This is a genomic window from Kitasatospora sp. NPDC004615 (assembly GCF_042873545.1).
Taxonomy (GTDB): Bacteria; Actinomycetota; Actinomycetes; order Streptomycetales; family Streptomycetaceae; genus Kitasatospora.
The window spans coordinates 997,137-1,023,865 of sequence record NZ_JBIALQ010000001.1 but is presented as its reverse complement, the minus strand read 5'-3'; the positions used below and the strand labels follow the sequence as shown (position 1 = coordinate 1,023,865).

General features: G+C 70.9%; 26 protein-coding genes. 17 read left to right on the top strand and 9 right to left on the bottom strand.

The window, feature by feature from the left end:
• Window positions 1-69: 69 nt before the first annotated feature.
• The 5 genes from ACFYS8_RS04615 to ACFYS8_RS04595 all read left to right on the top strand — a co-directional run bounded on the left by ACFYS8_RS04615 (window position 70) and on the right by ACFYS8_RS04595 (window position 5,366).
• Window positions 70-2,769 (top strand): nitrate- and nitrite sensing domain-containing protein, encoded by a 2,700-nt coding sequence (locus ACFYS8_RS04615; protein WP_387635663.1) that lies wholly within the window; start codon window positions 70-72, stop codon window positions 2,767-2,769.
• Window positions 2,766-3,203: a roadblock/LC7 domain-containing protein gene (locus ACFYS8_RS04610; protein WP_387635661.1), complete on the top strand. Its 438-nt coding sequence runs from the start codon at window positions 2,766-2,768 to the stop codon at window positions 3,201-3,203. The genes ACFYS8_RS04615 and ACFYS8_RS04610 overlap by 4 nt, the downstream gene beginning before the upstream one ends.
• Window positions 3,204-3,247: 44 nt before the next feature.
• Window positions 3,248-3,604, top strand: a complete 357-nt coding sequence (locus ACFYS8_RS04605; protein ID WP_387636844.1) for a DUF742 domain-containing protein — start codon at window positions 3,248-3,250, stop codon at window positions 3,602-3,604.
• Window position 3,605: 1 nt separating this feature from the next.
• Window positions 3,606-4,169, top strand: coding sequence for an ATP/GTP-binding protein (locus ACFYS8_RS04600; RefSeq protein ID WP_387635658.1), 564 nt, complete (start codon window positions 3,606-3,608; stop codon window positions 4,167-4,169).
• Between the two features lie 63 nt (window positions 4,170-4,232).
• Window positions 4,233-5,366, top strand: coding sequence for an FAD-dependent monooxygenase (locus ACFYS8_RS04595; RefSeq protein WP_387635656.1), 1,134 nt, complete (start codon window positions 4,233-4,235; stop codon window positions 5,364-5,366).
• 55 nt (window positions 5,367-5,421) lie between these two features.
• Here ACFYS8_RS04595 and ACFYS8_RS04590 read toward each other — a convergent pair whose 3' ends face one another.
• The 4 genes from ACFYS8_RS04590 to ACFYS8_RS04575 are packed head-to-tail and all read right to left on the bottom strand — an operon-like array spanning window position 5,422 to window position 8,644.
• Window positions 5,422-6,309, bottom strand: a complete 888-nt coding sequence (locus tag ACFYS8_RS04590) for an SAM-dependent methyltransferase (protein WP_387635654.1) — start codon at window positions 6,307-6,309, stop codon at window positions 5,422-5,424.
• Between the two features lie 2 nt (window positions 6,310-6,311).
• Window positions 6,312-6,959 (bottom strand): cysteine hydrolase family protein, encoded by a 648-nt coding sequence (locus tag ACFYS8_RS04585; RefSeq protein WP_387635651.1) that lies wholly within the window; start codon window positions 6,957-6,959, stop codon window positions 6,312-6,314.
• Window positions 6,956-8,083, bottom strand: coding sequence for an isocitrate/isopropylmalate family dehydrogenase (locus ACFYS8_RS04580; RefSeq protein WP_387635650.1), 1,128 nt, complete (start codon window positions 8,081-8,083; stop codon window positions 6,956-6,958). The genes ACFYS8_RS04585 and ACFYS8_RS04580 overlap by 4 nt, the downstream gene beginning before the upstream one ends.
• 30 nt (window positions 8,084-8,113) lie before the next feature.
• Window positions 8,114-8,644, bottom strand: coding sequence for an EF-hand domain-containing protein (locus ACFYS8_RS04575; RefSeq protein ID WP_387635648.1), 531 nt, complete (start codon window positions 8,642-8,644; stop codon window positions 8,114-8,116).
• Window positions 8,645-9,040: 396 nt separating this feature from the next.
• Here ACFYS8_RS04575 and ACFYS8_RS04570 point away from each other — a divergent pair, with 396 nt between their 5' ends.
• Window positions 9,041-10,477, top strand: a complete 1,437-nt coding sequence (locus tag ACFYS8_RS04570; RefSeq protein ID WP_387635645.1) for a glyceraldehyde-3-phosphate dehydrogenase — start codon at window positions 9,041-9,043, stop codon at window positions 10,475-10,477.
• Between the two features lie 74 nt (window positions 10,478-10,551).
• Here the strand turns inward: ACFYS8_RS04570 and ACFYS8_RS04565 are convergent, their stop codons facing one another.
• Window positions 10,552-11,151 (bottom strand): CGNR zinc finger domain-containing protein, encoded by a 600-nt coding sequence (locus ACFYS8_RS04565; protein WP_387635642.1) that lies wholly within the window; start codon window positions 11,149-11,151, stop codon window positions 10,552-10,554.
• Window positions 11,152-11,279: 128 nt separating this feature from the next.
• Between ACFYS8_RS04565 and ACFYS8_RS04560 the strand changes: the two genes are divergently transcribed.
• Entirely contained in the window at window positions 11,280-12,035 is a 756-nt protein-coding gene (locus tag ACFYS8_RS04560; protein ID WP_387635640.1) for an MBL fold metallo-hydrolase, read from the top strand.
• A gap of 7 nt (window positions 12,036-12,042) precedes the next feature.
• Window positions 12,043-12,555 carry a DinB family protein gene (locus tag ACFYS8_RS04555; RefSeq protein ID WP_387635637.1) on the top strand — a complete coding sequence of 171 codons (513 nt, stop codon included), beginning with the start codon at window positions 12,043-12,045 and terminating at the stop codon, window positions 12,553-12,555.
• A gap of 186 nt (window positions 12,556-12,741) precedes the next feature.
• On the opposite strand, the gene ACFYS8_RS04550 is transcribed toward ACFYS8_RS04555, so the two are convergent.
• The 3 genes from ACFYS8_RS04550 to ACFYS8_RS04540 are packed head-to-tail and all read right to left on the bottom strand — an operon-like array spanning window position 12,742 to window position 15,288.
• Window positions 12,742-13,563, bottom strand: a complete 822-nt coding sequence (locus ACFYS8_RS04550; protein ID WP_387635634.1) for a WbqC family protein — start codon at window positions 13,561-13,563, stop codon at window positions 12,742-12,744.
• On the bottom strand, window positions 13,508-14,176 hold the full coding sequence (locus ACFYS8_RS04545) for a YdcF family protein (RefSeq protein WP_387635632.1): 669 nt from the start codon (window positions 14,174-14,176) through the stop codon (window positions 13,508-13,510). Before ACFYS8_RS04545 ends, ACFYS8_RS04550 begins: the two co-directional genes overlap by 56 nt.
• A complete protein-coding gene (locus tag ACFYS8_RS04540; RefSeq protein ID WP_387635630.1) occupies window positions 14,173-15,288 on the bottom strand; it encodes a hypothetical protein in 1,116 nt (371 codons plus the stop codon). Before ACFYS8_RS04540 ends, ACFYS8_RS04545 begins: the two co-directional genes overlap by 4 nt.
• Before the next feature lie 162 nt (window positions 15,289-15,450).
• Here ACFYS8_RS04540 and ACFYS8_RS04535 point away from each other — a divergent pair, with 162 nt between their 5' ends.
• From ACFYS8_RS04535 to ACFYS8_RS04495, 9 genes are all read left to right on the top strand, one after another.
• Window positions 15,451-15,972 (top strand): hypothetical protein, encoded by a 522-nt coding sequence (locus ACFYS8_RS04535; RefSeq protein WP_387635627.1) that lies wholly within the window; start codon window positions 15,451-15,453, stop codon window positions 15,970-15,972.
• A complete protein-coding gene (locus tag ACFYS8_RS04530) occupies window positions 15,969-16,460 on the top strand; it encodes an ATP-binding protein (protein WP_387635625.1) in 492 nt (163 codons plus the stop codon). Before ACFYS8_RS04535 ends, ACFYS8_RS04530 begins: the two co-directional genes overlap by 4 nt.
• 227 nt (window positions 16,461-16,687) lie before the next feature.
• Window positions 16,688-17,170, top strand: coding sequence for an HIT family protein (locus tag ACFYS8_RS04525; protein ID WP_387635624.1), 483 nt, complete (start codon window positions 16,688-16,690; stop codon window positions 17,168-17,170).
• 2 nt (window positions 17,171-17,172) lie between these two features.
• Window positions 17,173-18,000, top strand: a complete 828-nt coding sequence (locus tag ACFYS8_RS04520; protein ID WP_387635621.1) for a phytanoyl-CoA dioxygenase family protein — start codon at window positions 17,173-17,175, stop codon at window positions 17,998-18,000.
• Window positions 17,997-18,944 carry a hypothetical protein gene (locus ACFYS8_RS04515; protein ID WP_387635619.1) on the top strand — a complete coding sequence of 316 codons (948 nt, stop codon included), beginning with the start codon at window positions 17,997-17,999 and terminating at the stop codon, window positions 18,942-18,944. The genes ACFYS8_RS04520 and ACFYS8_RS04515 overlap by 4 nt, the downstream gene beginning before the upstream one ends.
• Before the next feature lie 178 nt (window positions 18,945-19,122).
• The gene (locus ACFYS8_RS04510; RefSeq protein WP_387635616.1) at window positions 19,123-20,520 is read left to right on the top strand and encodes a D-arabinono-1,4-lactone oxidase; all 1,398 of its coding nucleotides are present in this window, start codon (window positions 19,123-19,125) and stop codon (window positions 20,518-20,520) included.
• A gap of 53 nt (window positions 20,521-20,573) precedes the next feature.
• Window positions 20,574-22,670 (top strand): NAD-dependent DNA ligase LigA, encoded by a 2,097-nt coding sequence (gene ligA, locus ACFYS8_RS04505; RefSeq protein ID WP_387635613.1) that lies wholly within the window; start codon window positions 20,574-20,576, stop codon window positions 22,668-22,670.
• Between the two features lie 434 nt (window positions 22,671-23,104).
• On the top strand, window positions 23,105-23,326 hold the full coding sequence (locus ACFYS8_RS04500) for a hypothetical protein (protein ID WP_387635611.1): 222 nt from the start codon (window positions 23,105-23,107) through the stop codon (window positions 23,324-23,326).
• 94 nt (window positions 23,327-23,420) lie between these two features.
• Entirely contained in the window at window positions 23,421-25,571 is a 2,151-nt protein-coding gene (locus ACFYS8_RS04495; RefSeq protein WP_387636841.1) for a DEAD/DEAH box helicase, read from the top strand.
• Window positions 25,572-25,574: 3 nt separating this feature from the next.
• Here the strand turns inward: ACFYS8_RS04495 and ACFYS8_RS04490 are convergent, their stop codons facing one another.
• The gene (locus ACFYS8_RS04490) at window positions 25,575-26,582 is read right to left on the bottom strand and encodes an NADP-dependent oxidoreductase (protein WP_387635608.1); all 1,008 of its coding nucleotides are present in this window, start codon (window positions 26,580-26,582) and stop codon (window positions 25,575-25,577) included.
• Window positions 26,583-26,729: the final 147 nt, after the last annotated feature.

Below are 26,729 nucleotides of genomic sequence, written 5' to 3'. Positions count from 1 at the left end.
GCGTCTCGGCGGATCAAGGGCCGGCTGTCGCTCCGAGCGACCCTGCTCGTGCTGGCCATCGTCCCTGCAGTGGCACTGGCCGCTCTGTGGGCGGTCACCAGCGGACAGCTCCTGTACTCCTTCCAGCGACTGGCAGCCCAGGGCATGCTCGCGGAGAAGGCCGGCCAGCCGTCCAACATCGTGTACTACAACCTGCAAGAGGAACGGCGCCTGAGCGCCGAGGTCCTCGCCGGGCACACCGGGGTCACCGACGCGCTGCGCACCCAGCGCGGCAAGACCGACGAGGCCGTCAACACCTTCCAGAAGCTGTCCGGCATCGACGCCGGCAGCGCGCCGCAGGAAGTCCGCGACGCCGTCCGGGAGGCCCGCGCCGCGATCAACCAGCTGCCCGCGCAGCGCGCCCTGGTGGACAGCGGCAGCGACCAGCAGCAGGCCACGGTGTACAGCTACTACACCGACCTGATCGCGGTCGACCTGCGACTGTTCGGCGCCCTCAGCCACGTCGACGAAGGCCGGATCACCACCGTCTCCGCGCCGCTCGTCGACCTGTTCTGGGGCAAGGAGATGATCTCCCGCACCGACGCGCTGCTCGCCCGCGGCTGGCCGACCGGCTCGCTGAGCGTCGAGGACTACCAGCAGGTCCGGCAGGCCATCTCCGAGCAGAGCTTCCAGTTCGGCACCAAGGTCGCGCCCAACCTGGAGGCCGACCAGGCCGCCATGTGGCAGCAGATCACCAACAGCCCCGGCTGGCTCGCCAAGGGCCGCGCCGAGCAGGACCTGCTGAAGCCCGTCGGCCCCGACCGCAACGGCCGGATCCCGCTCAACACCGACAAGGACACCTGGCGCCAGTCCATCGACGCCGTCAACCCGGAACTCGTCGGGCTGATGGAGTACCGCACCGCGGCCATCGTCGAGACGGCCAAGGGCATCACCATCAACCTGGCGATCCGTCTGGGCCTCACCACCCTGGCGGGCCTGGTCGCCCTCGTCGCGGTCGCCTTCACCAGCTGGCGCCTCACCCGCACGCTGCGCCGCCGGATCGGCGGACTCCAGAAGCAGGCCGAGGACCTCGAGAACGCCCTGCCCGAGGTGGTGGAGCGGCTCGGCAACGGCGAGCAGATCGACGTCGAGGAACACGCCCGCGCGATCGAACGCGACCCGTGGTCCCGCACCGAGGACGAACTCGCCAAGCTCGGCGAGGCGTTCAACCTGGCCCGCACCAGCGCCCTGCAAGCCGCCGTCGGCCAGGCCGAACAGCACCGCGCCTACGAGCGGCTGCTGCAGCGCATCGCCCGCCGCACCCAGCTGCTGATCGGTCAGCAGCTGAAGAAGCTCGACGAGTTGGAACGCAAGCACGAGGACCCCGAGATCCTCGACGGCCTGTTCGACCTCGACCACCTCACCGCGCGCCTGCGCCGCTACGAGGAGAACCTGGTCATCATGGCCGGCGGCACCCCGCACCGGCGCTGGCGCAAGCCCGTCCCGCTGCTGGACGTGATGCGCGCCGCCCAGGGCGAGGTGCAGGACTACCGACGGGTCGTCATCGACCTCGACGGCAGCCCCTGGGTGTCCGAACGCGCCGTCGGCGCCGTCGCCCACGTGCTCGCCGAACTGATCGAGAACGCGCTCAGCTTCTCCCGCCCGCCGAACCCGGTCGAGGTCCGGGCCGGCCGGGTCAGCCGCGGCGTCGCGATCGAGATCGAGGACCGCGGCCTCGGCATGGACGACGAGCAGATCGACGAAGCCAACCTGCTGATGACCCGTCCGCCCAAGGCCGACGTGCTGGCCCGCGGCGACGACATCCGCCTCGGCTTCTACGTCATCGCCCGGCTCGCCGACCAGAACGGCCTGCGGATCGAGTTCCGCCAGTCCGCGTTCGGCGGCACCCGCGTCGTGGTGCTCGTCCCCGACGAGCTGATCGTCCCCGCGCCGGACGCCCGCCCGAGGCTGGTCGCCGCGCCGCAGCCCGGCGGCCTGCCCACCCGGTCCCGCGGCCAGGCGCTGGCCGCCGCGACCTCGCTCGCGCAGACGCCCGACCAGGAGAACGCGCTGCTGGAGCTGCACGCGGCTCCCGAGGAGTCGTCGTACCCGCCGGCCGGCGACCGGTACACGCCGCCGGCCGCGCCCTACCAGCAGCAGGCCGACGCGCCCTACCCGCCGATCGAGACCGCGTACACGCCGATCACGTCGATCGACGCGCCGTACCCGCCGACCGAGGCGCCGTACGCCGCCGCCGACCCGTTCCCGCAGCACGAGCTGTACGGCGGGCCGGACGAGGACCGCGCCCCGGCCGCCCACGCGCACCCCTTCCCCGCCGAACTGCCGCCCGCGCCGGCCACGCCCGCCCCGTACGGGGTGCCCGCGCAGTACCGGCCCGCCCCGGCGCCGCCGGCCCCGGCCGTACCCGCCCCTGCTGTGCCCACCCCGGCTGCGCCCGCCCCGTACGTGCCGCTCACGCCGGCACTGCCGGGCGCCGAGCCGCCGCTGCCGCGCCGCGTCCGCCAGGCCAGCCTGGTCGACGAGCTGCGGATCGACCCGGCCACCGCGCCGGCCGCCCCCGCTCCGCCGCGCTGGGACGAGAACCCGCTGTTCCGACCGGCCCCCCGACGGGCCGGGGCGGCGGTCGGAGCGTTCCAGCGGCGGTCCAGAGAGGCGCGGGCCGAAGCCGCCAAGTCGAACGCGGACACCACACCGCAGCCCGACGGCCGGCCCGAGCCCGGCGACACCTGGAACACCCCGACCATCCCGATGAGAGAAGACCGGTCATGACGCGCACAACCTCCACCCACCAGGACCTCGACTGGCTGCTGGACGGCCTGGTGGACTCGGTGGCCGGGACGAGGCTCGCCGTCCTGCTCTCCGACGACGGTCTGGTGGTCAGCCACTCCCGCACCATCGAACGCCCTGACGCCGAACGCCTCGCCGCCATCGCCACCGGCCAGCAGAGCCTGGCCCGCGGCGTCGGCCAGCTGTTCACCGGCGGCACCGTCCACCAGGTGATCGTCGAACTCGCCGACCTGTGGCTGTTCGTGATCGCCGCCGGCCAGGGCACCCACCTCGCCGTCGTCGCGTCCCAGGACGTCGACGCCGAGGTCATGTCGCTGGCCATGCACAACCTGGTCCAGCAGGTCGGCCAGAAGCTCAGTACCCCGCAGCGCGGCGACTTCGACGCGTTCGCCGCCCGGGGCGGGCAGCGCGGGTGAGCCCCTACTGGGACGACGACGAGCACGACGACGGCGCGGACAGCATGGTCCGCCCGTACACCATCACCAGCGGCCGCACCGCGCCCGAGCGTGACGACTTCACCCTCATCACCCTGCTCACCGCCGTGACCGAGCCGGTCGACGCCCACGGGGCGCCGGTCCGGCCGGGCCGGCTGCAGCCCGAGCACCGGCTGATCCTCAACCGGTGCCGGACCCCCGCCGCCGTCGCCGAGGTCGCCGCCGACCTCGACCTGCCGGTGTCCGTGACCAAGATCCTGCTCGGCGACCTCGTCGAACAGGGCCTCCTGACCGCCCGGGCCCCGATTTCGGTGGCCCGGGCCTCGGGCGGCGCAGACCGCGGCCTGCTCGCCGCCGTACGTGAGGGACTGAGGAGACTGTGAGATGACGACCACCCAGGCGGGAGCCGCCGCGGTCAAGATCCTGGTCGCCGGCGGCTTCGGCGTCGGCAAGACCACCCTGGTCGGCGCCGTGAGCGAAGTCGCTCCGCTGCGCACCGAGGAGTACCTCACCACCGCCAGCGTCGGCGTGGACGACCTGGCCGGCGTCGACCAGAAGACCACCACCACCGTCGCCCTGGACTTCGGCCGGATCACCGTCAGCCCCGAGCTGGTGGTGTACCTGTTCGGCACGCCCGGCCAGGAACGTTTCTGGTTCATGTGGAACGACCTGGTCAACGGCGCGCTCGGCGGTGTGGTCATCGCCGACACCCGCCGGCTGGAGAGCAGCTTCGCCTCGATCGACTTCTTCGAGAGCCGGGGCATCCCGTTCGTGGTCTCGATCAACTGCTTCCACGGCGTCAACACCCGCTCCGACGAGGAGATCCGGGCCGCGCTCGACCTCGACCCGCACGTCCCGATGCTGGTCGGCGACGTCCGCGAGCGGAACTTCGGCCGGGACGTGCTGCTCTCCCTGGTCGACCACCTGATGGCGCTGCCCGTCGGCTGAGACCTTCCTTTCCGGGCCCCAGCGCCCACTCCCGCCCAACCCCCGAACCCACTGGAGATGACCATGGCTACACCCCTGCGTGTCCTCGTCCACGGCGGCGGCATCGGCGGACTCACACTCGCTGTCGCACTCGCCCGCCGCGGCCACAGCGTCGAGGTCGCCGAGCTCCGCGAGCAGTTCGACGCGCTCGGCGTCGGCATCATCCAGCCCTCCAACGCCCTGCATGTGATGCGCGAGATCGGCATCCTGGACGACTGCCTGGCGGTCGGCTTCGAATGGGAGGTGCTGACCATCTGCGACCCGGCCGGCCGGCCCGTCGCGAAGATCCCGCAGCCGCGGATGGACGAGGCCCCCGCCAACAACGGCATACCCCGCCCCGCGCTCGCCCAGGTGCTCGGCCGGGCCGCCACCGAGGCCGGCGCCCGCGTCCACTTCGGCACCACCATCACCGAACTCGCCGACGACGGCGCGGGCGTGGACGTCACACTGTCCGACGGCAGCACCGGCCGCTACGACCTGGTGGTCGGCTTCGACGGCATCGGCTCCCCGCTGCGCACCCGCCTGTACGGCGACCGCTTCCGCCCCGAGTACACCGGCTTCGCCAACTGGCGGGTCACCCTGCCCCGGCGGGCCGACCTGCAGGGCGTGCTGATGAGCACCGGCAACCTGGCCGCGAAGGCGCTGCTCACCCCGATCACCGACGAGCTGATGTACCTGGGCTCGGTGTTCGCCGAGGCCGAGGACTTCCGCCCCGACCCGGAGCGCGCCCACGAGCAGCTCACCGAGCGGCTGGCCGACTTCTCCGGCCCGGTCGCCGAGGCGCTGGCGCAGATCACCGACCCGTCCACCGTCGTCTACTCGCGGATCTCCCAGGTCACCGTGGACGCGCCCTGGCACGTCGGCCGGGTGGTGCTGGCCGGCGACGCCGCGCACGCCTCCACCCCGCACCTGGCGCAGGGCGCCGCGATGGCCGTCGAGGACGCCCTGGTGCTCGCCCAGGAGCTGGACGCCACCGAGGACGTGGCCGCCGCCCTCCAGGCCTGGGAGGACCGCCGCCGCCCGCGGGCGATGTTCGTCCAGTCGCTGTCCCGGGCCATCCTCAAGCAGGAGACCGGTACGCCCACCACGCCGGAGGAGGACGAGCTCCTCAAGATCGGCATCCCCGGCGCCGCGCACGTGCTGGTCAAGCCGTACTGATATCCCACGGGCACGGGGCGGGGCCGGGCAGCGACTGCCCGGCCCCGTTCGTTCGTCAACGCCCCTTGACGCAGGTGATCCAGCGGTTGGCGGCCAGCGCGTCGTTCTGCTCCCGGCGCGGCGCCCGGGCCAGCCCCGCCGCGTGGTCGAACGGGGTGCGGACGGTGGTCGCCCAGCCGAGCGCGTGCAGGTGCGCCGCGGTGTCCGGGCGGGGCCCGGGTGCGAACAGCGACAGCAGATCGAGGCCGATCCTGGTTCGGGCGGCCTCGTACACCGGGCTGGAGCGCACCTTGGCCGCCTCCAGACCGAGCTTGACCTCGTACGCCAGCGTGGAGCCCGGCGCGCTGAGCTCGTCCAGCGTGCCCGCGACCCGCAGCTCGGCCTCGGCGGGCAGGTACAGGAACAGCCCTTCGGCGAGCCAGGCGACCGGCAGCCGCGGATCCAGCCCCGCGTCCGTCAGCGCCTGCGGCCACGGGCCGCGCAGGTCGACCGGCACGGTGCGGCGGCAGGCCGACGGGACGGCCTCCAGCTCGTCCAGCACCCGCTGCTTGAAGGCCAGCACCTCCGGCCGGTCCAGCTCCCACACGGTGGTGCCGGGCGGCCAGGGCAGGCGGTGCGCGCGCGAGTCCAGGCCCGCGCCGAGCAGCACCACCTGGCGCACCCCGGCCCGGGCGGCCGTCATCAGGTGGGCGTCCAGCACCCGGGTGCGCAGCGCGAAGTAGCTCGCCAGCCGGCCCCACAGCGGGTCGCCCGGGGCGATCTCGTCCGGGTGCCGCGGCCAGTCGGCGCAGCCCGGGTCGGCGCGGACGAAGTGTTCGGCGAACTGGTCGACGGCCAGCGCGTCGGGCCGGCGGGCCTCCAGCGCGCGGGCGTGCGCGACCAGCAGTGCGGTGCGGCCGACGCCGGCGGTGACGCCGGGGTCGTCCAGAACGGTGGCGCTCATGGTCACGACTGCCCTGCCCGGGCGGTAGCGGTGGCCAACTCCGGCAGGACGAAGGGGCGTTCGTCCGCGAGGTCGGTGATCCGGGCGCCGTACACCTTGGCCATGAAATCCAGGATGTCCTGGTCGGCGAGGTGCAGCGAGGCGGTGCAGTCGCGGAGCACGGTGAGGTGGAAGCCGCGCTGGAAGGCGGTGCGGGCCGTGGAGTCGACGCACACGTCGGTGAACACGCCCGCCAGCACCAGGTGCTGGATGCCACGGGAGCGCAGGTACGGCTCGAACGCGGGGTCGAGGAAGGCGTCGAAGCAGGCGAGCTTGGTGAACACCGCCTCGTCGGGCCGGGGCAGGGCGGCGTGGAACTCGGCGCCCCAGCTGCCCTCCAGGCACTTGGGGCGCTTGCCGAGCGCCGCGTCGCGCCGCTGCCAGGCCGGACCCTGGTGGGCTTCGTCGCCGAGGAAGCGGACGAACAGCACCTCGACGCCGAGCGCGCGGGCCCGGTCGACGGCGGTGGCGGTGCGCTCGGCGACCCGGGCCAGGCGGGCCGGATCCCCGGGGAAGCGGGCGGCGGCGACCTCGCCGGCGCAGAAGTCGTTCTGTACGTCGACGACCACCAGGGCCGTCGGTGTGGCGGTGGTTGTGGCGGTGGTACTCACCGGGCGCCCGCCCGATCGGTGCCCGAGGAGGCGGCGACGCGTGCCGAGCCGGACCTGGCGGCGGGCACGAAGGGCTTTAACGCCACCCGGAGCTCGCCCAGCACCGCGTCCACCACCTCGGTGGTGCCGGCGGTGCCGCCGAGGTCGGGCGTGCGGGCCCCGCGGGCCTGGGCGGCGGCCAGCGCCGCCTCGACGGCGGCCTCGGCGCCCGGACAGTCCGCGTGGCGTTCGGCGATTCGGGCGGCGGCCCGGACGGTGGCGACGGGGTTGACCACGTCGAGGCCGGCCAGCGCGTCGGCCGAGCCGTGCACCGTCTGGTACTCGGTGAGGCCGTTCAGCTCCGGGTGGAGGTTCACGTTCTCGGTGCAACGATTCTCCTGCCGCTCCGAGCCGTACCGGTCGAGCAGCACTACGTGCATGATGTCGGCCCATTCGTTGCCCGCGACCAGCACGGTGCGGTCCTCCGGGCCGTTGGTGATCAGATTGCGGTTGACCGTGTCGGGCTGGAACAGCGTGATCTCGATGCCGAGTTCGGCGGACAGGTCGGCCGCCCAGTCGTCCAGCGCGCCGTCCAGCAGGTGGAACTTGTAGGCCATCTGCACCCGCGCGGGCCCCTCCGGCCACAGGTCGTGGGCCCGGCGGACCGCGTAGCGCACCACCTGTTCGGTGACGGCGCGGCTGAACTCCATGGTGCGCACCACCTTGCCGGGGGTGTGCTGGTTCTCGCCGGTGTAGAAGCCCTGGGCCTGGTCGCGGACCAGCAGCAGCCGGGCGCCGGCCGCGTCCAGCGGCTCGACCTTGACGGCGGCGAGGCGCTGGCGCACCAAGTACAGCGACTGGGCGTTGATCGCGGTGCGGAACACGGCCCGGACGCCGGCCGCCGCCTGCTCGCGGCAGAACTGCTCGTAGTGCGCGGCGTCCTGCGCGGTGATCCGGGTGATCTCGGCGGTGTCGGCGTACTCGGCACGCAGCGAGAGGTACGAGTGGTAGAGCCGCGGTGACCGCACCAACTCGGCCTCCACACCGTGCAGTCGGGTGATCCGGCGGAGCACCCGTTCGAAAACGGAGGCGAGGTCCGGGCCGGTGCCGTGGCCGACGGCCAGGGCGATGAGCGGTGCGGTCAAAACGGGCTCCTTCAAAAACGGAGGAAGAGGTCAGAGCGGATTCGGGACCAGGCGGTCGCCGGCGATGCCGACCTTTTCGGGCGAGTAGTAGTCGCGGATGCCCTGGGCCCATACCCGGACCGTGATCCGGTCGGTGGCATCCGGGCCGAAGGCGTCGAACAGGGCCTCGATATTGGGCTTGTCGAAGCCGATCGCGGTCATCAGGGCGAGGAAGCGGGGCCGTTCGATCAGGCCGTCGCCGTTCGGGTCACCGAGCGCGGCCAGCGCGTCGGCGAACACGGCGGCGGTGGCGCCGAACAACTCCGGATTGAGGACGAAGCCGCGGAACTCGGTGGGGGTGATCAGGCCGTTGCCGTCGATGTCCAGCGTCTTGGCCATCACCTCCCAGTAGTTGCTGATGCTGTCGGCCAGCGCCTGCCGGTCGGCCTCCGACGAGTCGCCGGCGACGGCCAGGACGCGCTCGGTCATCAGGTCGAAGTCCTCGGCGTCGAGCACCCCGTTGTCGTTGGCGTCGAACAGGGTGAACACCAGCGCGGCCCGCTGGTAGGCCAGGTGTGGCATGGACGGCCGTCCCTTCCTCACGGCGGCCCGGCCTCGGACGGCCGGACCTGCACCCCCGCATCGGGCGGCCGCCCGGCCGGGGCTCCCACTCTCCTCCATCCACAGGTGCCAAGTGGCCGAAAATGACGAGACATCACCCCCCGGGGTGATGAATTCGACGTGGGTGAGCTTGGTCACGCCCCGTCGGGCCCGAAATGGAGCTGACATGGCGTCAGATTCGGTACCGAGCTGCACCGGAGCGGTCGAAGAGTGTCGCGGGTGTGGTCGCGATCACGTCCGCAGCGGCCCTTCGCGGCGTACCACCGCTGGTCAGCGGGGGGACCGCCCCCCGCCCACGGGCCGGCCGAAGCTAGCATGGGGGCGCCTAGCTCTGGCTCTACCCTCGAAAGTTGAATTGTGACTGTCAACGACGACGTGTTCACGGACTGGAAGAACCGCGAGGAGCTCGCGGAGTCGATGATCCCGATCATCGGGAGGCTGCACCGCGAGCGGGACGTCACCGTCCTGCTGCACAGCCGCTCCCTGGTGAACAAGTCGGTGGTCAGCATCCTGAAGACCCACCGCTTCGCCCGTCAGATAGCGGGCGAGGAGCTCTCGATCACCGAGACCTTCCCGTTCCTTCAGGCGCTCACCGCCCTCGACCTCGGCCCGTCCCAGATCGACCTGGGCCTGCTGGCCGCCGCGTACCGTGCGGACGACCGCGGCCTGAGCGTCGAGGAGTTCACCGCCGAGGCCGTGGCCGGCGCCACCGGCGAGAACAAGCTGGAGCGCCAGGCGCCCCGCGACGTGGTCCTGTACGGCTTCGGCCGGATCGGCCGCCTGCTGGCCCGCCTGCTGGTCGAGAAGGCCGGCGGCCTGCGACTGCGCGCCATCGTGGTCCGCAGCGGCGGTGCCGACGACCTGGTCAAGCGCGCCTCGCTGCTGCGGCGCGACTCGATCCACGGCCAGTTCCAGGGCACCATCACCGTGGACGAGGCGACCAACACCATCGTCGCCAACGGCAACGCGATCCAGGTGATCTACTCGAACGACCCCAGCGAGGTGGACTACACCGCCTACGGGATCGACGACGCGATCCTGATCGACAACACCGGCCGCTGGCGCGACCGCGAGGGCCTGTCCAAGCACCTGCGCCCCGGCATCGCCAAGGTCGTGCTGACCGCCCCCGGCAAGGGCGACGTCCCGAACATCGTGCACGGTGTCAACCACGACACCATCAAGCCGGACGAGCAGATCATCTCCTGCGCGTCCTGCACCACCAACGCGATCGTCCCGCCGCTGAAGGCGATGGAGGACGAGTACGGCGTGCTCCGCGGCCACGTGGAGACCGTCCACTCGTTCACCAACGACCAGAACCTGCTGGACAACTACCACAAGGCCGACCGTCGCGGCCGTTCCGCGCCGCTCAACATGGTCATCACCGAGACCGGTGCCGCCTCCGCCGTCGCGAAGGCCCTGCCGGACCTCAAGGCGAAGATCACCGGCAGCTCGATCCGCGTTCCCGTGCCGGACGTCTCGATCGCCATCCTCAACCTGCAGCTGGCCCGCGAGACCACCCGCGAGGACGTTCTCGACCACCTGCGCGAGGTGTCGCTGACCTCCCCGCTGAAGCGGCAGATCGACTTCATCGACTCGCCCGACGCGGTCTCCAGCGACTTCATCGGCTCCCGCCACGCCTCCATCGTGGACGCGGGCGCGACCAAGGTCGAGGGCGACAACGCGATCCTCTACCTGTGGTACGACAACGAGTTCGGCTACTCCTGCCAGGTCGTCCGGGTCGTCCAGCACGTCTCCGGCGTCGAGTACCCGACCTTCCCCCGGTCGGCCGTCTGACGCACGCGCTCCGGTAGTTCCGCGGACCCCGTTCGGCCTTCGTGGCCGGGCGGGGTTCGTTTTTTGTCCGTCCGTCAACTCTTGCTCGTGGCGCGCTTCTTGGCGTAGGCGCGGGCGGCGCGGACGCGGTCGCCGCAGCGGGTCGAGCACCAGTGCCGGGAGGCGTGGGTGCGGACGTAGAACCTGCTGCACGGGGTGCCGCCGCAGGCCGCCAGCCGGTCGGCGTCCGGGCCGGTGAGCAACTCGGCGGCGTCGGCGGCGAGTTGGGCCATCGCGTGGTCGGCGATCCGGTCGGCCGGGTGCGGGAGGGCACGGTGCAGTCCCCGTTCGGGGTCCCAGTGCAGCAGTGGGGTGGACGGGGTGGTGGTGAGGGCGGCGTTGACTGTGGTGAGTGCTTTTGCCGGCGCCGGCTGCCCCGTGGTGCGGGCTTCGATCAACTCCCTTACCGCTGCGCGTAGTTCATGCAGTCGGTCGGTGCAGAACCGGTATATCCGGCCGCCGGTCGGGGCGAGCTCGTGGTCGATCAGCCAGGCGGTGGCCGCCTCCGGTGAGCCGAGCAGGTCGAGCGGGCCGGCAGGCAGGCTGAGCAGCGAGTTGGCGAAGTCCAGCGCCGGGTACTGCTCGGCGCCCGGGGCGGGGGAGTTGGTGTCGGTGCGCTGGCTCATGACCCTCATCGTAGAGGCCTTCCCCGCAGGTGAGGAGTGCTCTCGCCGTCCATTCTCACGGAAAAGCTTGCGGGTTGCCGTGATGGCCCGTTAGATTCCTCTCACGGTAAACCGCTTTCTCTCCCGTGAGGTGTGTCATGGCTGCTGTCCCCGCCGTCCAGGTCTTCGGAGGCCCCACCGCGCTCATCGAGTACGGCGGCCTGCGCCTGCTCACCGACCCCACCTTCGACGCCCCCGGCGAATACCCGCTCCCGCGCGGCGGCGCCCTGGTCAAGACCCACCCCGGCACCGCCGACCCCGCCACCCTCGGCCCGATCGACGCCGTCCTGCTCTCCCACGACGAACACCCCGACAACCTCGACCACAGCGGTCGCAAGTTCCTCGACGGCGTCCCCCTCACCCTCACCACCCGCGGCGGCGCGGAGCGCCTCGGCGGCACCGCGAAGGGCCTCGCCCCTTGGCAGAGCGTCGAGTTGACCGGCCGTGACAGCCTTCCCGTGACCATCGCCGCCGTCCCCGCCCAGCACGGCCCCGACGGCTGCGAGCCAGTCACCGGCGAGGTCATCGGCTTCGTCCTCACCGGCCCCGGCCTGCCCGTCGTCTACGTCTCCGGCGACAACGCCTCCCTCGACGTCGTCGAACGGATCGCCCAGCGCTACGCCCCCGTCGACACCGCCGTCCTCTTCGCCGGCGCGGCCCGCACCGGCCTGTTCGACAACGCCCTCCTCACCCTCGACAGCACCCACGCCGCCGAAGCCGCCCGCCTCCTGGGCGCCCGCCGCGTCGTCCCCGTCCACTTCGACAGCTGGGCCCACTTCACGGAGGGCCGCGAACCGCTCGTGGCCGCCTTCGCCACCGCGGGACTGGCCGAGGTCCTCGACCTCTCGCGATAGTCGGCCGATGAACACCATCGAACGTCTGCTGCCGCCCCTGAACGCCGACGAGCGCACCACGCTCGAAAGCTGGCTCGAGTTCCACCGCGTGACACTCGTCATGAAATGCGAGGGCCTGAACGACGAGCAGGCGGCCGCCACATCAGTGCCACCGTCCAACTTCACCCTGATCGGACTCGTCCAGCACATGGCAGAGGTGGAACGGAACTGGTTCCGCCGAGTCCTCGCCGGAGAACAGGCCCCGCCCATCTACGACCCGGAGGCCGACCCCGACGGCCCCGACGGCGGCTTCGACCTCGCCGAAGGCGCCACCCTGGCCGACGCCCTCGCCACCTGGCGTGCGGAGATCGCCCGCACCCGCGAGCTCTGCGCCGCCCGCGCTCTCACGGACACCGGCCGCTTCATGGATCAGGACGTCAGCCTCCGCTGGATCTACGTCCACATGATCGAGGAGTACGCCCGCCACAACGGCCACGCCGACCTCCTCCGCGAACGCATCGACGGCACCACCGGCGTGTAACCCGGCCCGGAGGCGCCGCCCAAGTCGCCTACCGCATTGGGTACTTGGACCCGGCAGGCGAACACGGTAGGCCGGCCGCCGACGACAGCGGGCAGGCCGTCCCCGGCGGCCGGGGACCATCCCGGCTGCCGAGCGTCTTGCGAATGAGACCGGGCGAGGTGATGTTGCCCTTCGGGCTCCGGCAGGTCAGGGGCAAGAGGCGGGAACAATCCCACCTCTTCGCTCCTGATCTGCCGGTCGCCGGGCAGCCTCGGCGAGCGCTTCCGCGAAGCCAACCGTTCCTAGCGCAGCGAGCGTGTGCAGTGCTGACATTCGGCGGCTGCCGCTCCAAGGACCTCCGGAAGGTGTGAGGAACGGTTCGACCAGCACGCTGGCAGCGTTGAACGGGCCGTGATCGAGGTACCGGAGTCCGCCTGAGCCGCAGAGGTACGTGGTCGCGCCCGTGACTGTTGCGAGATCAGCGAGCCGCTGCGAACGCTCGCGGCGGGTTGGGAGCTGACTGCTGCGGATGATCCGGCCGTGCCAGCCCAGTAGGTCGAGGAGGACCCTGGTGGAGTTCTCCGCCACGAACGAGGTGCGGTCGGAGCTGGCGAACGCCGTAAGTACGCGCTCCAGGACATCATTGACGTGCCGCCAGTGACGGCTGCGCCGGTAGCAGTGGCGGATCGCCTGTGCGGTCTGGTCACGGCTGCGCTGCTGGTTGATCAGTTGGGCGTCGCGGATCAAGGTGGCGCGGCCGTTGGGGAGATGGGTGGCCAGGCTCAGCCAGTGCTGCTGGCCGGGGCGGTCGAGTGGGGCGATGCGGGCGCGGTGCTGGTAGTCGCGGCGGGCGAACTGGACGTCGTCGAGGACGATCCAGTAGTCCGCCGCGAAGATCTTGGCAAGGGTGCTGAGCCGGGGCAGGAAGTTGGGCTGGTGGATCGCGCAGACCCCGCCCGGCCGAGGGGGAGGGTCAGTTGAGGAGGCGGCTGGTGAAGCCGTCTCGGACAAGAGCTTGGTAGGCGTCATGCACGTCCCCCGGGACTTCCTGCTCGACGGCGAAGCCGAGCTTCGGATACTCGATCACCCGCTGCAGGTCCCCGACGAGCATCTCGGCGACCTTGCGTTCGTCGCCCATGCCCTTGAGGTAGTCGTCGAAGTCGATCGGCTGGGAGGCGCACACGATCTCGATCTCGGGCCAGACCTTGCGGGTGGTGGCGTACGCGCGTCGTTCCATGTACGGCATGGCGATCAGCATCAGCGTGCTCGGGCGGATGCCGGCCTCGGCCATGACCTGGCGGGAGAGGGTGATGTTCTGGCCGGTGTTGGTGGCGTTCGGCTCGATGAGGATCTCGTCGGCCGATACGCCGAGGTCGACGGCGTGCTCGCGGAAGTGGACCGCCTCGCCGCGCGGGAAGCGTTCGGGGGCGGTGGGGTTTGGACCGCCGGAGAAGACCAGAATCGGGAAGAGGCCGGCGCGGAACAACTCGGCGCTGTAGGCGGGCACGCCCAGGTCGTGGCTGCCCAGGGCGATGGCCGCGTCGCAGGGTCGGAGCTGGTGGTGCATCTGGTGGTAGTCCCAGATCAGCTGGGCAGCCTCGCGCTGGTGGTCGGTCAGGCCGGGCTTGTCGTCGTACGTCACGCGCTCTCCCTGGTCACCGTGGCCGGGGGCTGGGCAGCCCACGGAATGAGGGTCTTAATGCCTTCGATAGAGCGGAGTTGGTGGCTGAGGCTGAACTGAGCCGCCACTGCCGCCGCTTGGTCGAGGACATGGAGACCATCATCTACGGTCGCCGGATCGGAGAGCAGGATGTGCCCGTGCGCGGTGTCCAGGCGCACGCGCTGCATCGGGGTGTCGGTCGTACCGGTGGCGCGGGCGGTGTCGATGAACTGCAGGGCGCGGGTCAGGTCGCCGGAGCCGCGGTACGCCAGGGCCAGCTTCTGTTGGGCGACGGACCAGTCGTCGGGCTCGCTGAGATCCTCGAAGTCGCGACTTGCGGCGAGCATGACCCGGGCCGCGAAGTCCTGGTTGCCGTCCTTGCTGAGCGCGGTCCCGACCCAGAGCCGGGCGCGGGCGCGGTCGCGGCGCGAGAGTCGCTCGTCGAGGGCGAGGGCCTCGTAGCGGCGGGCTGCGGCGTCCAGCTTGCCGGACATCTCGGCCACGACCGCCTGCGACAGTTCGATCTGTGCGATTCGGCGCGGAACGTCGAGCTGGGTGAAGATCTGACGGGCCTTGGCGTAGGCGTGCTGCGCGGACATCGGGCCGATGAGCACGCCTTGGTCGCGGTAAAGGTCGGCCTCCAGGACGGTGCTGCGGCCGAGCAGGTACAGCCCGCGGTCGTCCAGTTCATCGACCGGCCAGCGGGTGCTCCAACGGGAGAGCAGGCTGTGGGCGAAGCCGAAGTTCTGCCGGTTGAGCGCCACGACGGAGCGTTCCAGGTCTTCGGCCCAGGTCTCGTACTCCCACAGGCGCGGCCCGGCTGCCGTGATCCGAGGCGGATGGCCCGTGGCCTGGCCGGCCTCGGAGAGAAGCACCTCGAAGCGCATGTGGACAGCTGGCTCGGCCCGAGCGAGCACCGTGTCGAGGATGGCCTGGTTGTCGGGGTAGGGCTCGGTCTTGGCGCGGTGCTTCTCCCACTTGGCGACCGTGCGAGGAGCGACGCCCAGGTGCTCGGCGAAGCCCCGAACGCTCATCCGTAAGGCGGCGCGCAGAGCAGCGGCCTCAAGCCCAGTCCAACGGTGCACCGTCGCCATGTCGTTGCCTCCCTTCGCACACATCGAAGCACCGCAGACGCAGCCGGTGGGCCAGAAGTGCAGCGAAAGTGCAACAGGTGGTCATTCCCGCGAGGACCAGTTCGGCGGCACGCTCAAGGCATCCCTAACAACCCGTTTCCCACGGTGAAGGACGGTCTGCCCATGGAACCGCTGACCGAGCACCGCTCCCTCAACAGCCCCGTCGTCTACGGGTTCCTGCACCTGGTCAAGGCACCCGCCGGACGCGACGGCGCGCTCACGGCGGCGCTCGCCGAGTACTGCGGCCAGCACGAGCTGCTGCTCGGCGCCGTGTTCGTCGAGCGTACGGCACCGGCCCAGGGCGAGCGCTCCGCCGCCTTCACCGGTCTGCTCGATGTCCTGGCCCTCCCCGACACGTACGGCGTGGTCCTGCCCGCCGCCTCGCACCTCGGCCCGCGAACCCTCGCCACCGCCCGCAGCACGGGGCTCACCGAGGCCGGCATCCGCATCCTTCTGCTCCGTCCGCGCAGCCGAGGCCGTGACCCCGTCCCGACCTTCCCACCCTTGCCCAAGCGCAGCCGCGGCGACCGTGTACGAGAGGTCAGAGCCCGGCACGAGCACAGCGACTGGCAGGCATGGCCCGATGCCGACGACCTCGAGCAGCCCACCGGCACCGCCGAGGACCAACAGCTGGAGGAGTCATGACCAACGACGACATCCTGCGAGCGGTTTGGCCGCTCACACCGTTCGACGGTGCGGTGGGCTTCGCTCGTAGGCTCGTGATCGCCACCTTGCGCCTATGGGGCTTCGAACTGGGCGACCGGGCCGATGACGTGGTCCTGCTGGTCAGTGAACTGCTCACCAACGCGTTCACCTACGGTGGTGGCCAGCCCGTCACACTCGGCCTGTACGCCAGCCGCAGCGAGCACGCCCTGACCCTCGACGTGCTCGACGGAAGCAGCAACCACCCCGAACTCCGGACCGTGGCCGACGAAGCCGAGCACGGACGCGGCCTGTTCATCGTCGATCACCTCACGGCCGGCTGCTGGACCTCGCAAGCAACCGACCACGGCAAGCGGGTCGTGGCCACACTGACTCTGGCTGCCCAGCCGAGTGCCGCGCAACCGCAGCAACTTCGCCAGCGGATCCAGGCCGCGCGGCCCCGCCCCCTCGTCTTCCGCTTCTCCACCTGAGCTGGGGTAACCCGGCGAACACCGCAGCCGGGCCGATCGACGGCACTTCTTCGACATGTTCCCCCCACAGAGGATCAGCCGCCGACCAGCCCACCATCCGGGCACCGCCCCGACGCACCGATCGCCCACGGGCCATGTCGCCATGCCCGCCTGGCACTCCGGCTCGCAGGCAGCGCCCCCAGAGAAGGGCTACTTACATCGTGTCCTTGAGCTTCGATCCCCGGTGGTTGTCCCGATACGCGGCACAAGATCTGGTCGGCAACGCGGAGTCCTCCTGCGTCTTCTGCGGCATCGGCCGCGGCGAGGCGGAGGCCCACGTCATAGCCGAGACGCCGGACACCTTGTGCTTCCTGGACCACCTCCCAGCGACCTACGGGCACGTCCTCGTCGTTCCAAAGCAGCACTTCCAGGACCTGTTCGACATCCCCGAAAAGTTGTTTCAGCACGTCATGGCGACCGCGAAGCAGGTGGCGAACGCCCTGCGGGACTCCTGCGGCGCCTCTGGTATCAACCTGGTCCACGCCACCGGCCGGGCCGCTCACCAGACCGTCTTCCACTTCCACGTCCACGTCGTGCCGCGCTACGACGGCGATTCGATCATCGTCTTCCCTCGGCTGGCCGATCCGGCTCGCAAGCACGAGGTCGCACAGCGCCTGCGTACGGCCCTCAACAACCCGCTGCCGCCCAAGGCCGAAACAGAAAGCAGCTAACCGTGACGAGTTCACCGGACGACGCCGTCGCCCAGTTCACCGAACAGGGCTTCGTGCTCCTCAAGCGGGTCGTCCCCGACCGCGTCGTCAGCATGCTGGACACGGCCGTCCGCAGGCTCACCGACGATCGCGGCCCCGACCTGACGCACAGCTCGTTCAACACGAACCCGGCCCTGATCCACGTACGCGACGCCGCGAACACTATCGCCGAGTACCACCTGCTCTTCGAGTGCGGGGCCCTGATGTCCGTCCCCCACCGAATCCTCAACGGGTCGCTCCAGGTCCTAGGCACCGAGGTGCTGCGGCGGGGGATCTACCAGGAGGCCCACGAGCCGTGGCACCGCGACTCCGGGCCCTACCTGGAGCGTCCGTACGACGAGCTCAACGGACCGCTGCACCTCAAGGCCCAGGTGTTCTTCACCGACACGCGCCCCAAGGACAGCGGCAACCTCGTGCTCATTCCCGGCTCCCACCGGTGGCCGGCCGACCACAAGGACGACGCCTACTGGAAGACGGCGAACAACGCCCTCGCCCGGGGCGCGCTTCCCGAGGGCGCCCTGAGCATCCACGCGGCACCCGGCGACGCGGTCGTCTTCGGCAACACCATGTGGCATGCGGTACTGCCCAACCGGACCCAGGAGCGACGCAGCGCCATCATCCGCTTCGGGCAGGCGTGGCTGCGCCCGTACGACCACCCCTGCGACCCCGCCACCGCAGCCGGCCACCTCTCCGCCGAGAGCCGGCGGTTGCTGGGCTACCACTCGAACACGGTCAACCCAGTGGACCTGTACAAGGACCCGACGAGCACCGAGAGCTGGAGCGCGCGATGACCAAGTCGCCGCAGGTCGTCACCGTGCTCGGGGCAACCCGGAACTTCTTCAAGGTCGGCCACTACACGCTGCGCCGACTCGCCGCCGACGCACCGCAGCTGATGCTACGCCTGGCCATTCCGGAAGCCCGGATCGCCGGACGCGCCGTGAGCGACATCGACGTGCAGCTCCGGGACTGGGAACCGGCACAACCCGCCTCGCTGGTCGAGGCGTTGGCCGGGACGGACACCCTGCTGATGGTGCCTCCGATCGACCGGCGCGTCGACATCGGCGGGATGTACCTGCGGGCTGCGCAGAAGGCCGACGTGAAGGAGATCGTCTGTCTGGGCGTCCAGTTCACCCCGGGGCAGTGCACGATGGCCGACGAAGCGGCAGCGCTGGAAGCACTCCTGGAGAAGTCCGGGATCGCGTTCGACGTCGTCCAACTGCCCATGTTCCTGGAGAACATCCTTTACCAGTGCCAGTCGATCGCCGAGGCAGGGTCGTTCACCTTCCCCGTCGACGTCGACCGCCCGTTCTCCTACATCAGCTGCGACGACGCCGCCGAGCTGTTCTGCCGCAAGATCCTCTCTCCCGACTCGGTCAACCTGAGCGGTGCCCTGATGAGCCACCACGTGCAGGCGACCTGCGCTCAGTGGGCGTCGGCCCTCAGCGAGGTCTGCGGGCGGCCGATCACGTTCGCGAGTCAGACGGATGAGCACTTCGTGGCCAGCCTGGCCAAGTACGGGATGCGCCGCGAGGCCGCAGTGCAGGTCCTCGGCCTGTGGGAGCGGATCAGTTCCGACGGGGACGCCCTGGCGACCGGGAGCGCCGAGCAGCTCCTGGGGCGGCCCACGACCGACCTGGAGACGTGGACGAAGGCCCACACCTGCTGCTTCGGCCCCGCCTTCACCTCCTGCCCCCACCCGCACCCGCCCACGCAGCACATGTTCGGCCCCGCCTGAGAAGCGGGCGCGACCGGGAAGCGGCGCGGGCCCGCGCCGCACCACCTTCGCCGCCTCCCTCCTGCGGCCACGGCCGCGGGGGTACGACGGCGAGTTCGAGCAGAGGCATCCCGGCACCGGGACACGGCGGACGCTGTCCGCCCCTCGGTGCCGACCGAGACCACTGAGGACTTCTCCTATGACTCTCACCAACTGGGGCGGCAACGTCACCATCGCCGCCCGCGACGGCTGGACGCGCATCACGTCCCTGGAACAGCTGGAGTCGATGCTGACGCGCGAGGAAGGAACAGTGCGCGTCCTCGGGTCCAGGTTCACCTACCCGGCCCAGCTGCGGTGCCCGGACGGGACTCACGGCATCCTCCTGGACCTCCCCGGTCGCGGGGCCGGTCGGCTGCGGGGCGAGCACCTCTACGTCACCGGAGACACGCTGCTCGAAGACGTGTGGCGGGCGTTCGACAGCCACGGACTGGAACCGGCTGCCTGCCCGCCCGTGATCACGAGGCAGACGGTCGCTGGCGCCCTCGCCACCGGCACCCACGCGCAGGGTCTGTCCGGCGGTACCTTCTCCGACTGCGTGGCAGCCATCGAGCTCATGGACGGCACGGGCACCCTGCACCAGCTCACCCCCAGTGACGCCGACTTCGACGCTGCCATCCTCAACCTCGGGTGCCTCGGTGTGGTCGTCGGCCTGGAACTGCGCGGCCGACCGGCAAACAAGTGGCTCTGCACTCGTTTCACCGCCGCCGAGGACAGCCTGCCCGAGCGCTACGCCGCCTGGAACCGCGAATCCGCAGCTGCCAAGAGCTGGTGGTTCACCGAGCACCAGGTCGTGCATACCTGGCTCACCCACGACGACAGCTGGACGCCCACGGACTCCGCTGCCCAAGGTCCAGCCGACCTGGACCGCATCGTGGCACGCACCCGCCGTCAGTTGATGGCCGACATCGGCGACGGCCAGGGCCCGACACCGGCCGCACAGACGCTGGAGAAGTTCCTCGGCGCGACCGACTCCACGGGGACGTTCCACGAGATCTTCAAGAACGGCATCCCGGCTCCGCAGCTGAACATGGAGATCGCCGTCCCGCTGGACGCCGTGCCCAAGGCGTACGCCGGCCTCAAGGAACTCCTGCACGTCTCCCCGTACAAGCTGCACTACCCCGTCATCCTGCGCACTACCGGCCCTGCCCGCGGCCACCTGAGTCCCGCGCGGGCAGCCCAGGCCACGTACTTCGGCTTCGTGTCCTACATGACCGCCGAGGGGTTGATCGCTGCCGCGCGCCCGCTGTTCGACGACATCCAGCGCCTGCTCTACGGGCTGGGCGGAAGGCCGCACTGGGGCAAGTACTTCACCCCGGAATTGCTGCCCGCCTCCAACGCCGACGGCTTCCCCGAGTTCTGCCGCGCCGTCCGCAGGTTCGACCCGCGCCGACGCTTCGAGAACGACACCTTTTACCGAACGCTCGGGCTCTCCCCGGCACGCCCCCGGACCGATGAACCGGCGCCATCCGGAGGCTCCGGCCTGCCGAGCGAGCGGACGGAACCCTGCCCGGTCGCACCCGCAAGGCGCCAACAGTGAATCGCCCCAGCGCTACCGCCGTACTGTCGGTGCCGGTCCCCAGAATGGGCAGCATGACGAAGCCTTCCGCAGCGGCACCCGCTGTCGACTTTGCCGACGAGGCCGCCTACCTTGAAGCCGTCGCAAAGGCGCGAAAGGCCGCCGATGCCTACTACGGCTCCGGCGAGTCGGGCTTGGACGACGAGACATACGACCGGCTGCTGCGCGGCATCACCGCCTGGGAGGACGCACACCCTGGGCAGATCGCTGCCGACTCCCCGTCCCAGCAGGTCGCGGCAGGGGTGACCACTGGAGATGTCGAGCACAACGTCCCGATGCTCAGCCTGGGTAACGTCTTCTCGGACGAGGAGCTGACGGCATGGGCCGTCTCGCTGGAGCGGCGGCTGGGCGGGGCGGCGGTGGCAGGTTGGGCGGTGGAGCCCAAGCTCGACGGTGTGGCCTTGGCCGCCCGTTACCGCGACGGCCAGTTGGTTCAACTGGTCACCCGGGGCGACGGGACGACCGGGGAGGACGTGTCCCACGCCATTGGGGACATCGCCGGTCTGCCAATGACCCTGACCGAACCCGTCACGATCGAGGTGCGGGGCGAAGTCCTCATGACAGAGGCCCAGTTCGCCGCTGCGAACGCGCTACGGACCGTGCACGGCGCCACGGCTTTCGCCAACCGTCGCAACGCCTCCTCCGGCTCGCTGCGCGCCACGGACCGGGCCTACCGGATTGGGCAGACCTTCCTGGCCTACGCCGCGCTGACCGACCCCGAGCACACCGGCGATCCCACCCTCGCCGGGCTCACCCACACCCAGCTCGTCGCTCGCCTGGCCGCCCTTGGGCTGGGGACCACGGCCGACACCCCGGTCGCCACCATGGCCTGCACGACCCTGGACCAGGTCATGGACCGGGTACGGGAGATTGGCGCCCTGCGGGAAGGGCTCGACTTCGAACTCGACGGGGCCGTGATCAAGGCCGACAGCCCCGCCGACCAGTTCCGGGCCGGGATGGGCTCCCGTACCCCGTACTGGGCCACCGCCTTCAAGTTTCCGGCTGCCCAGAAGATCACTGTGCTGCGCGCCGTGGAGTGGAGCGTGGGCCGCACCGGCGTGATCGCCCCGCGCGCCGTCCTCGACCCCGTGGACGTCGCCGGCACCACCATCACCTACGCGACCCTGCACAACCCGGCCGACATCGCCCGCCGCGGCCTGATGCTCGGAGACCACGTCGTCGTCTACCGAGCCGGCGAAGTCATCCCCCGCGTCGAAGGCGCGGTCGCCGGCCTCCGTACCGGCAGCGAGCAGTCCATCGCCTTCCCCGAACTCTGCCCGCGCTGTGGCTCCAGCATCGACCGCAGCCAGGAGCGCTGGCGCTGTGAGCGGGGACGCGCCTGCGGCCGGACAGAGGCGATCCGGTACGCCGTCGCCCGTGACGCTCTCGACATCGACGGCATCGGCGAGAAGATCATCGTTCAACTCGTCGTCCAGGGATCGATCGAGGACTTCGCCGACCTGTTCACCCTCACCCGCGACCAGTTGCTCACCCTGGACCGCATGGGAGACAAGCGCGCCGACAACCTCATGGCCGCCATCGAGGCCGCAAAGACCCAACCCCTCAATCGGGTCTTTTGCGCCCTCGGCGTCCTGGGCACCGGCCGCTCCATGTCGCTGCGCATCGCCGCGCACTTCGGCTCCATGCAGGCCATCCGAGACGCCGATTCCGTCGCCCTGGAGCAAGTCGACGGCATCGGCGGCGAGAAGGCCCCAGTGATCGTGGCGGAACTGGCTGACCTCTCAACGCTCATCGACAAGCTCGTCGCTGCAGGCGTGAACATGGACCAGCCTGGTTTCGTCCCGCCCGCTACCGCAGATGCCAAAGCCGAGTCGACCTCCCAGCGGAACGGGAGCGAGCTGCCGCTGGCCGGGAAGACCGTGGTGGTAACCGGCGCGATGACCGGGCCTCTCTCGGACTGGTCCCGCACTGAGATGACCGAATTGATCACCAGGGCAGGGGGGCGCGCGTCCTCAAGCGTCTCGGCCCGCACCCATCTCGTCGTCGCTGGAGAGAACGCCGGCAGCAAGCTCGACAAGGCCAGGGCTCTGGGCATCGAAACCATCACACCTGAGGAACTCGCTCAGCGCCTCGCGGGGCATCTGACGTGAGCGGTCGATCTATTGGCCCGAAACGGATAGGTTCCTAGCTCGTTGATCCGGACGTGACGGATCTGGTCGGAGACGCGGCGGTTGCCGCCGTCCGCGCCGGCCCGGGCGAGAATCAGGTGCTGGACCCGGACGAGCAGCAGTGCGCCCGGCATGCTCTGCTCGATCGCGGGCCCGAAGACCTTGGCCTGGCAGGGTAGTTGGGGACACGCGCCATGGCTGGCGACCTGATCGCGCTGCTCCACAGGGGCGGCTGACCGAGCAGGGAGGGCCCTCCTACCGGCTCAGTGAAGCGGTGCAGAGGCATCTGTGAACAGGAGTTGGCGGCATGCGGCTTCACACGAAAAAGTCTCGGTCATTTGCCGCCATGAGGCCTCTTGAACCGCTTGACCCGGAAGGCTCGTCCGTCAGGAAGTTACTCGCAGTCGGGAGCCCGAATGATGAGGGAAGAGCGCCTCAAGATCCTCGGCGCGGAAACAGTTGCGGCCATCCACCGCCGCGTGGCGGCCGCGCCGCCACCACCACCTGAACTGATCGCCGAACTGCGTCCGATTCTGGCCCCTGCAATGGAAGCCGTCCTGGCACGGGAGGCCGAGGCGGCACGTCGGGGGCGGGATGGCAGAGGCTTCACGCCGCCTGACACTGTCTTCGGTGGCTGACGTCCGCGCACGGTTTCCGGCCAGCTGGGGGTGACGGTTCGGGATGCCAGAATTGCCCCGGTTGGTGGGTTGGGCATGAGGAGGCGTGGGGTTCGTGGGAAGTGGGCGGCGGAGCAGGGAGGTTGTGGGGCGGGCTGAGGGGTTGCGGGGGGCTGCCGCGGGGGTGGTGGCGGCGTGGGGGGCTGCGGTGGGGGCTGTGGTGGAGGCGCATGGGCGGATTTTTTGGGGGCTGGTGCGGGGGGAGTTGGAGGGGATACCGGTTGAGCGGTTGAAGGAGGTGACGGAGGGGCGGTTGCAGACCGGGGTGCTGGCGGGGGCGGGGTACCGGACGGTTGCGCAGGTGTGTGGGGCGAGTGCGCAGGAGTTGGTGCGGATTCCCGGGATCGGGGGGTCTACGGCAAGTCAGTTGGTGGGGGCGGCGCGGCAGATTGCCGAGGCGGTGGAGCAGAGTACGGCGGTGCGGATCGATCCCGTGCGGCCGGACGGGGACAGTACGGAGTTGCTGATCGCGTTGCACCGGCTGGTGGTGGCCGGGCCGGGGGCGCGGCGGGCGGCGGACGAGGCGAGGGAGTTGGAGGCGGTGCTGGCGGGGCCGTTGGGGGCGGCCGGGCCGGCGTGCGGGTGGGTGAGGGGGCTGGTGGCCGGGGCCGGGCGGCGGGAGGAGGCGCGGCGGGCGGTCGAGTTGTTGGAGGAGAAGGTCGGGGCGGCGGAGGCCGACGGGGTGCCGCTGCGGTTCGCGCAGGCGGGGGCCGATCTGTTGCGGCCGGGGGCGGGGGAGGTGGAGGTCTGGGTCGAGTTCGAGCACCGGGCCGCGGAGTTCTACGCCGAGCTGGCGCTGTTGGTGGAGGAGGGCAGGGTCGGTGGCGTCGAGAGGGGCGCTTCCGAGGGCCATCTGCCGGACGCGCTGGCCGAGTTGGTGCGGGCGGAGCGGCTGGACGATGCCGGTTGCACGGTCTCGTTGCGTGGTTATCAGGCGTTCGGGGCGCGGTTCGCGCTGGCCCGGAAGCGGGTGATGATCGGCGACGAGATGGGTCTGGGGAAGACCGTGCAGGCGCTCGCCGTGCTGGCGCATCTGGCGGCGGCGGGGGAGCGGCACTTCCTGGTGGTGTGTCCGGCGTCCGTGCTGGTCAACTGGCAGCGGGAGACGGCGAGTCGGACGATGTTGGCCGCGTATCGGTATCACGGTCCGGAGCGGGAGGACGCCAGAGGAAAGTGGCTGGCGGAGGGGGGTGTGCTGGTGGCCACGTACGAGTCGCTGCGCACGCTGCCCGAGGATCCGGTGGCCGCGCTGGTGGTGGACGAGGCGCACTTCGTGAAGAACCCGGCCGCGCTGCGCACCCGGCTGGTGGCGGAGTGGGCGGGGCGGACGGAGCGTGTGCTGTTCCTGACGGGCACGCCGATGGAGAACCGGGTGGAGGAGTTCCGCACCCTGATCGGTCATCTTCAGCCGGAGTTGCTGGCGGAGCTGCCCACGGGGCTGGGCGTGGCGGGGTCGGTCGCGTTCCGGCGGGCCGTCGCGCCCGCGTACCTGCGGCGCAACCAGCAGGACGTGCTGACCGAACTGCCGGACGTGGTGCGGGTGGACGAGTGGGACGAGCTGTCCGGGCCGGATCGGGCCGCGTACGCCGCGGCCGTCGCGGAGGGCAACTTCATGGCGATGCGGCGGGCCGCGTACGCGGAGCCCGCGCATTCGGCGAAGTTGCGGCGGTTGCGCGAGCTGGTGGCGGAGGCGGCCGAGAGTAACCACAAGGTGGTGGTGTTCTCGTACTTCCGGGAGGTGCTGGGCACGGTCGGGGAGGCGCTGGGGGACGTGGTCGCCGGCACGATCTCCGGGGCGCTGGCCGCCGAGGCGCGGCAGGAGTTGGTGGACGAGTTCACCGCCGTGGACGGCCATGCGGTGCTGCTGTGCCAGATCCAGGCGGGCGGGCTGGGTCTGAACCTGCAGGCGGCGAACGTGGTGGTGCTGTGCGAACCGCAGCTCAAGCCGACGCTGGAGGACCAGGCGGTGGCCCGGGCCCAGCGGATGGGTCAGATCCGCCGGGTCCGGGTGCACCGGCTGCTCGCCACCGACAGCCTGGACCGCGGTCTGGTCGAACGGCTGCGCGGCAAGGCCGAGTTGTTCGACAGCTACGCGCGGCGCAGCGATCTCGCCGAGTCGGCCCCCGAGGCGGTGGACGTCTCGGACCGCGCGCTCGCGGTGAGGATCGTGGAGGACGAGCAACTGCGGCTGGCGGCAGCGGAGTAGGAGTCACAGCCGGACCAGCATCTTTCCGGTGTTGGCGCCGGTGAGCACGCCGAGGAAGGCGTCCACGGTGCGGTCGAGGCCGTCCAGCACGGTCTCCGGCGCGATCACCCGGCCGGAGGCCAGGTGCGGGCCGAGCAGGGCGTACAGCTCCTCCTGGGCGTCCATGTGGTTGCGGACCAGGAAGCCTTCGAGGCGGATGCTGCGGCCGACCAGTTCGAACAGGTTGTGCGGGGCGGCGGGCGGTTCGGTGAGGTACTGGCCGATCGCGCCGCACCAGGCGATCCGGCCGAAGTCGCGCATCGAGTTGATCGCGGCGGACAGGTGGTCGCCGCCGACGTTGTCGAGGTAGACGTCGATGCCGTCGGGGGCGGCGGCGGTCAGCAGGTCGGCGACCGGGCCGTCGTGGTAGTCGAACGCGGCGTCGAAGCCGAGCTGTTCGGTGAGGAAGGCGACCTTCGCGGGGGAGCCGGCCGAGCCGATCACCCGGCGGGCGCCGAGCAGCCGGGCCAGCTGACCGGCGGCGGTGCCGACGCCGCCGGCCGCCGCGGAGATGAACACGTCCTCGCCGTCGGCCAGGTGGGCGACCCGGGTGAGGCCGACGTACGCGGACAGGCCGGTGCCGCCGAGGACGCCCAGGTACGCGCTGAGCGGGACGCCCGGCAGATCGGGCAGCACCCGCACGTCCTCGCGGGTCACCACGGAGTGGGTGCGCCAGCCGTGGCGGTGGAGCACCGCCGTGCCGACGGGGAGCGCGGCGCTGCGGGACTCCACCACGCGCCCCACCGTCCGGCCCTCCATCGGGGCGTTCAGTTCGTTGCCGCCGTCGGCCTCCTCCATCATGCCGAGCATGTACGGGTCCACGGACAGGTAGGCGTTCTCGACCAGCGCGCTGCCCTCGGTGAGCGGCGGCAGTTCGTCGTCCACGAAGGCGAACTGATCGGCGGTGGGCAGTCCGGTCGGACGGGCGAGCAGGTGGACGGCCCGGGCGTGGCGGGTGGCGGTGCTGGACATGGTGAACGCTCCGAGAGATGAACGGGGTTGACGAGGAGAAACGCTAGGGCGGGCGGTGCGGCCGTGGCAGAGCCCGGCGTTGATGGCAGCCCGCGATCCATGAGCGGCGTTCATGCCTGGATGCCCCCCAACGAAACCCGCCCGCTG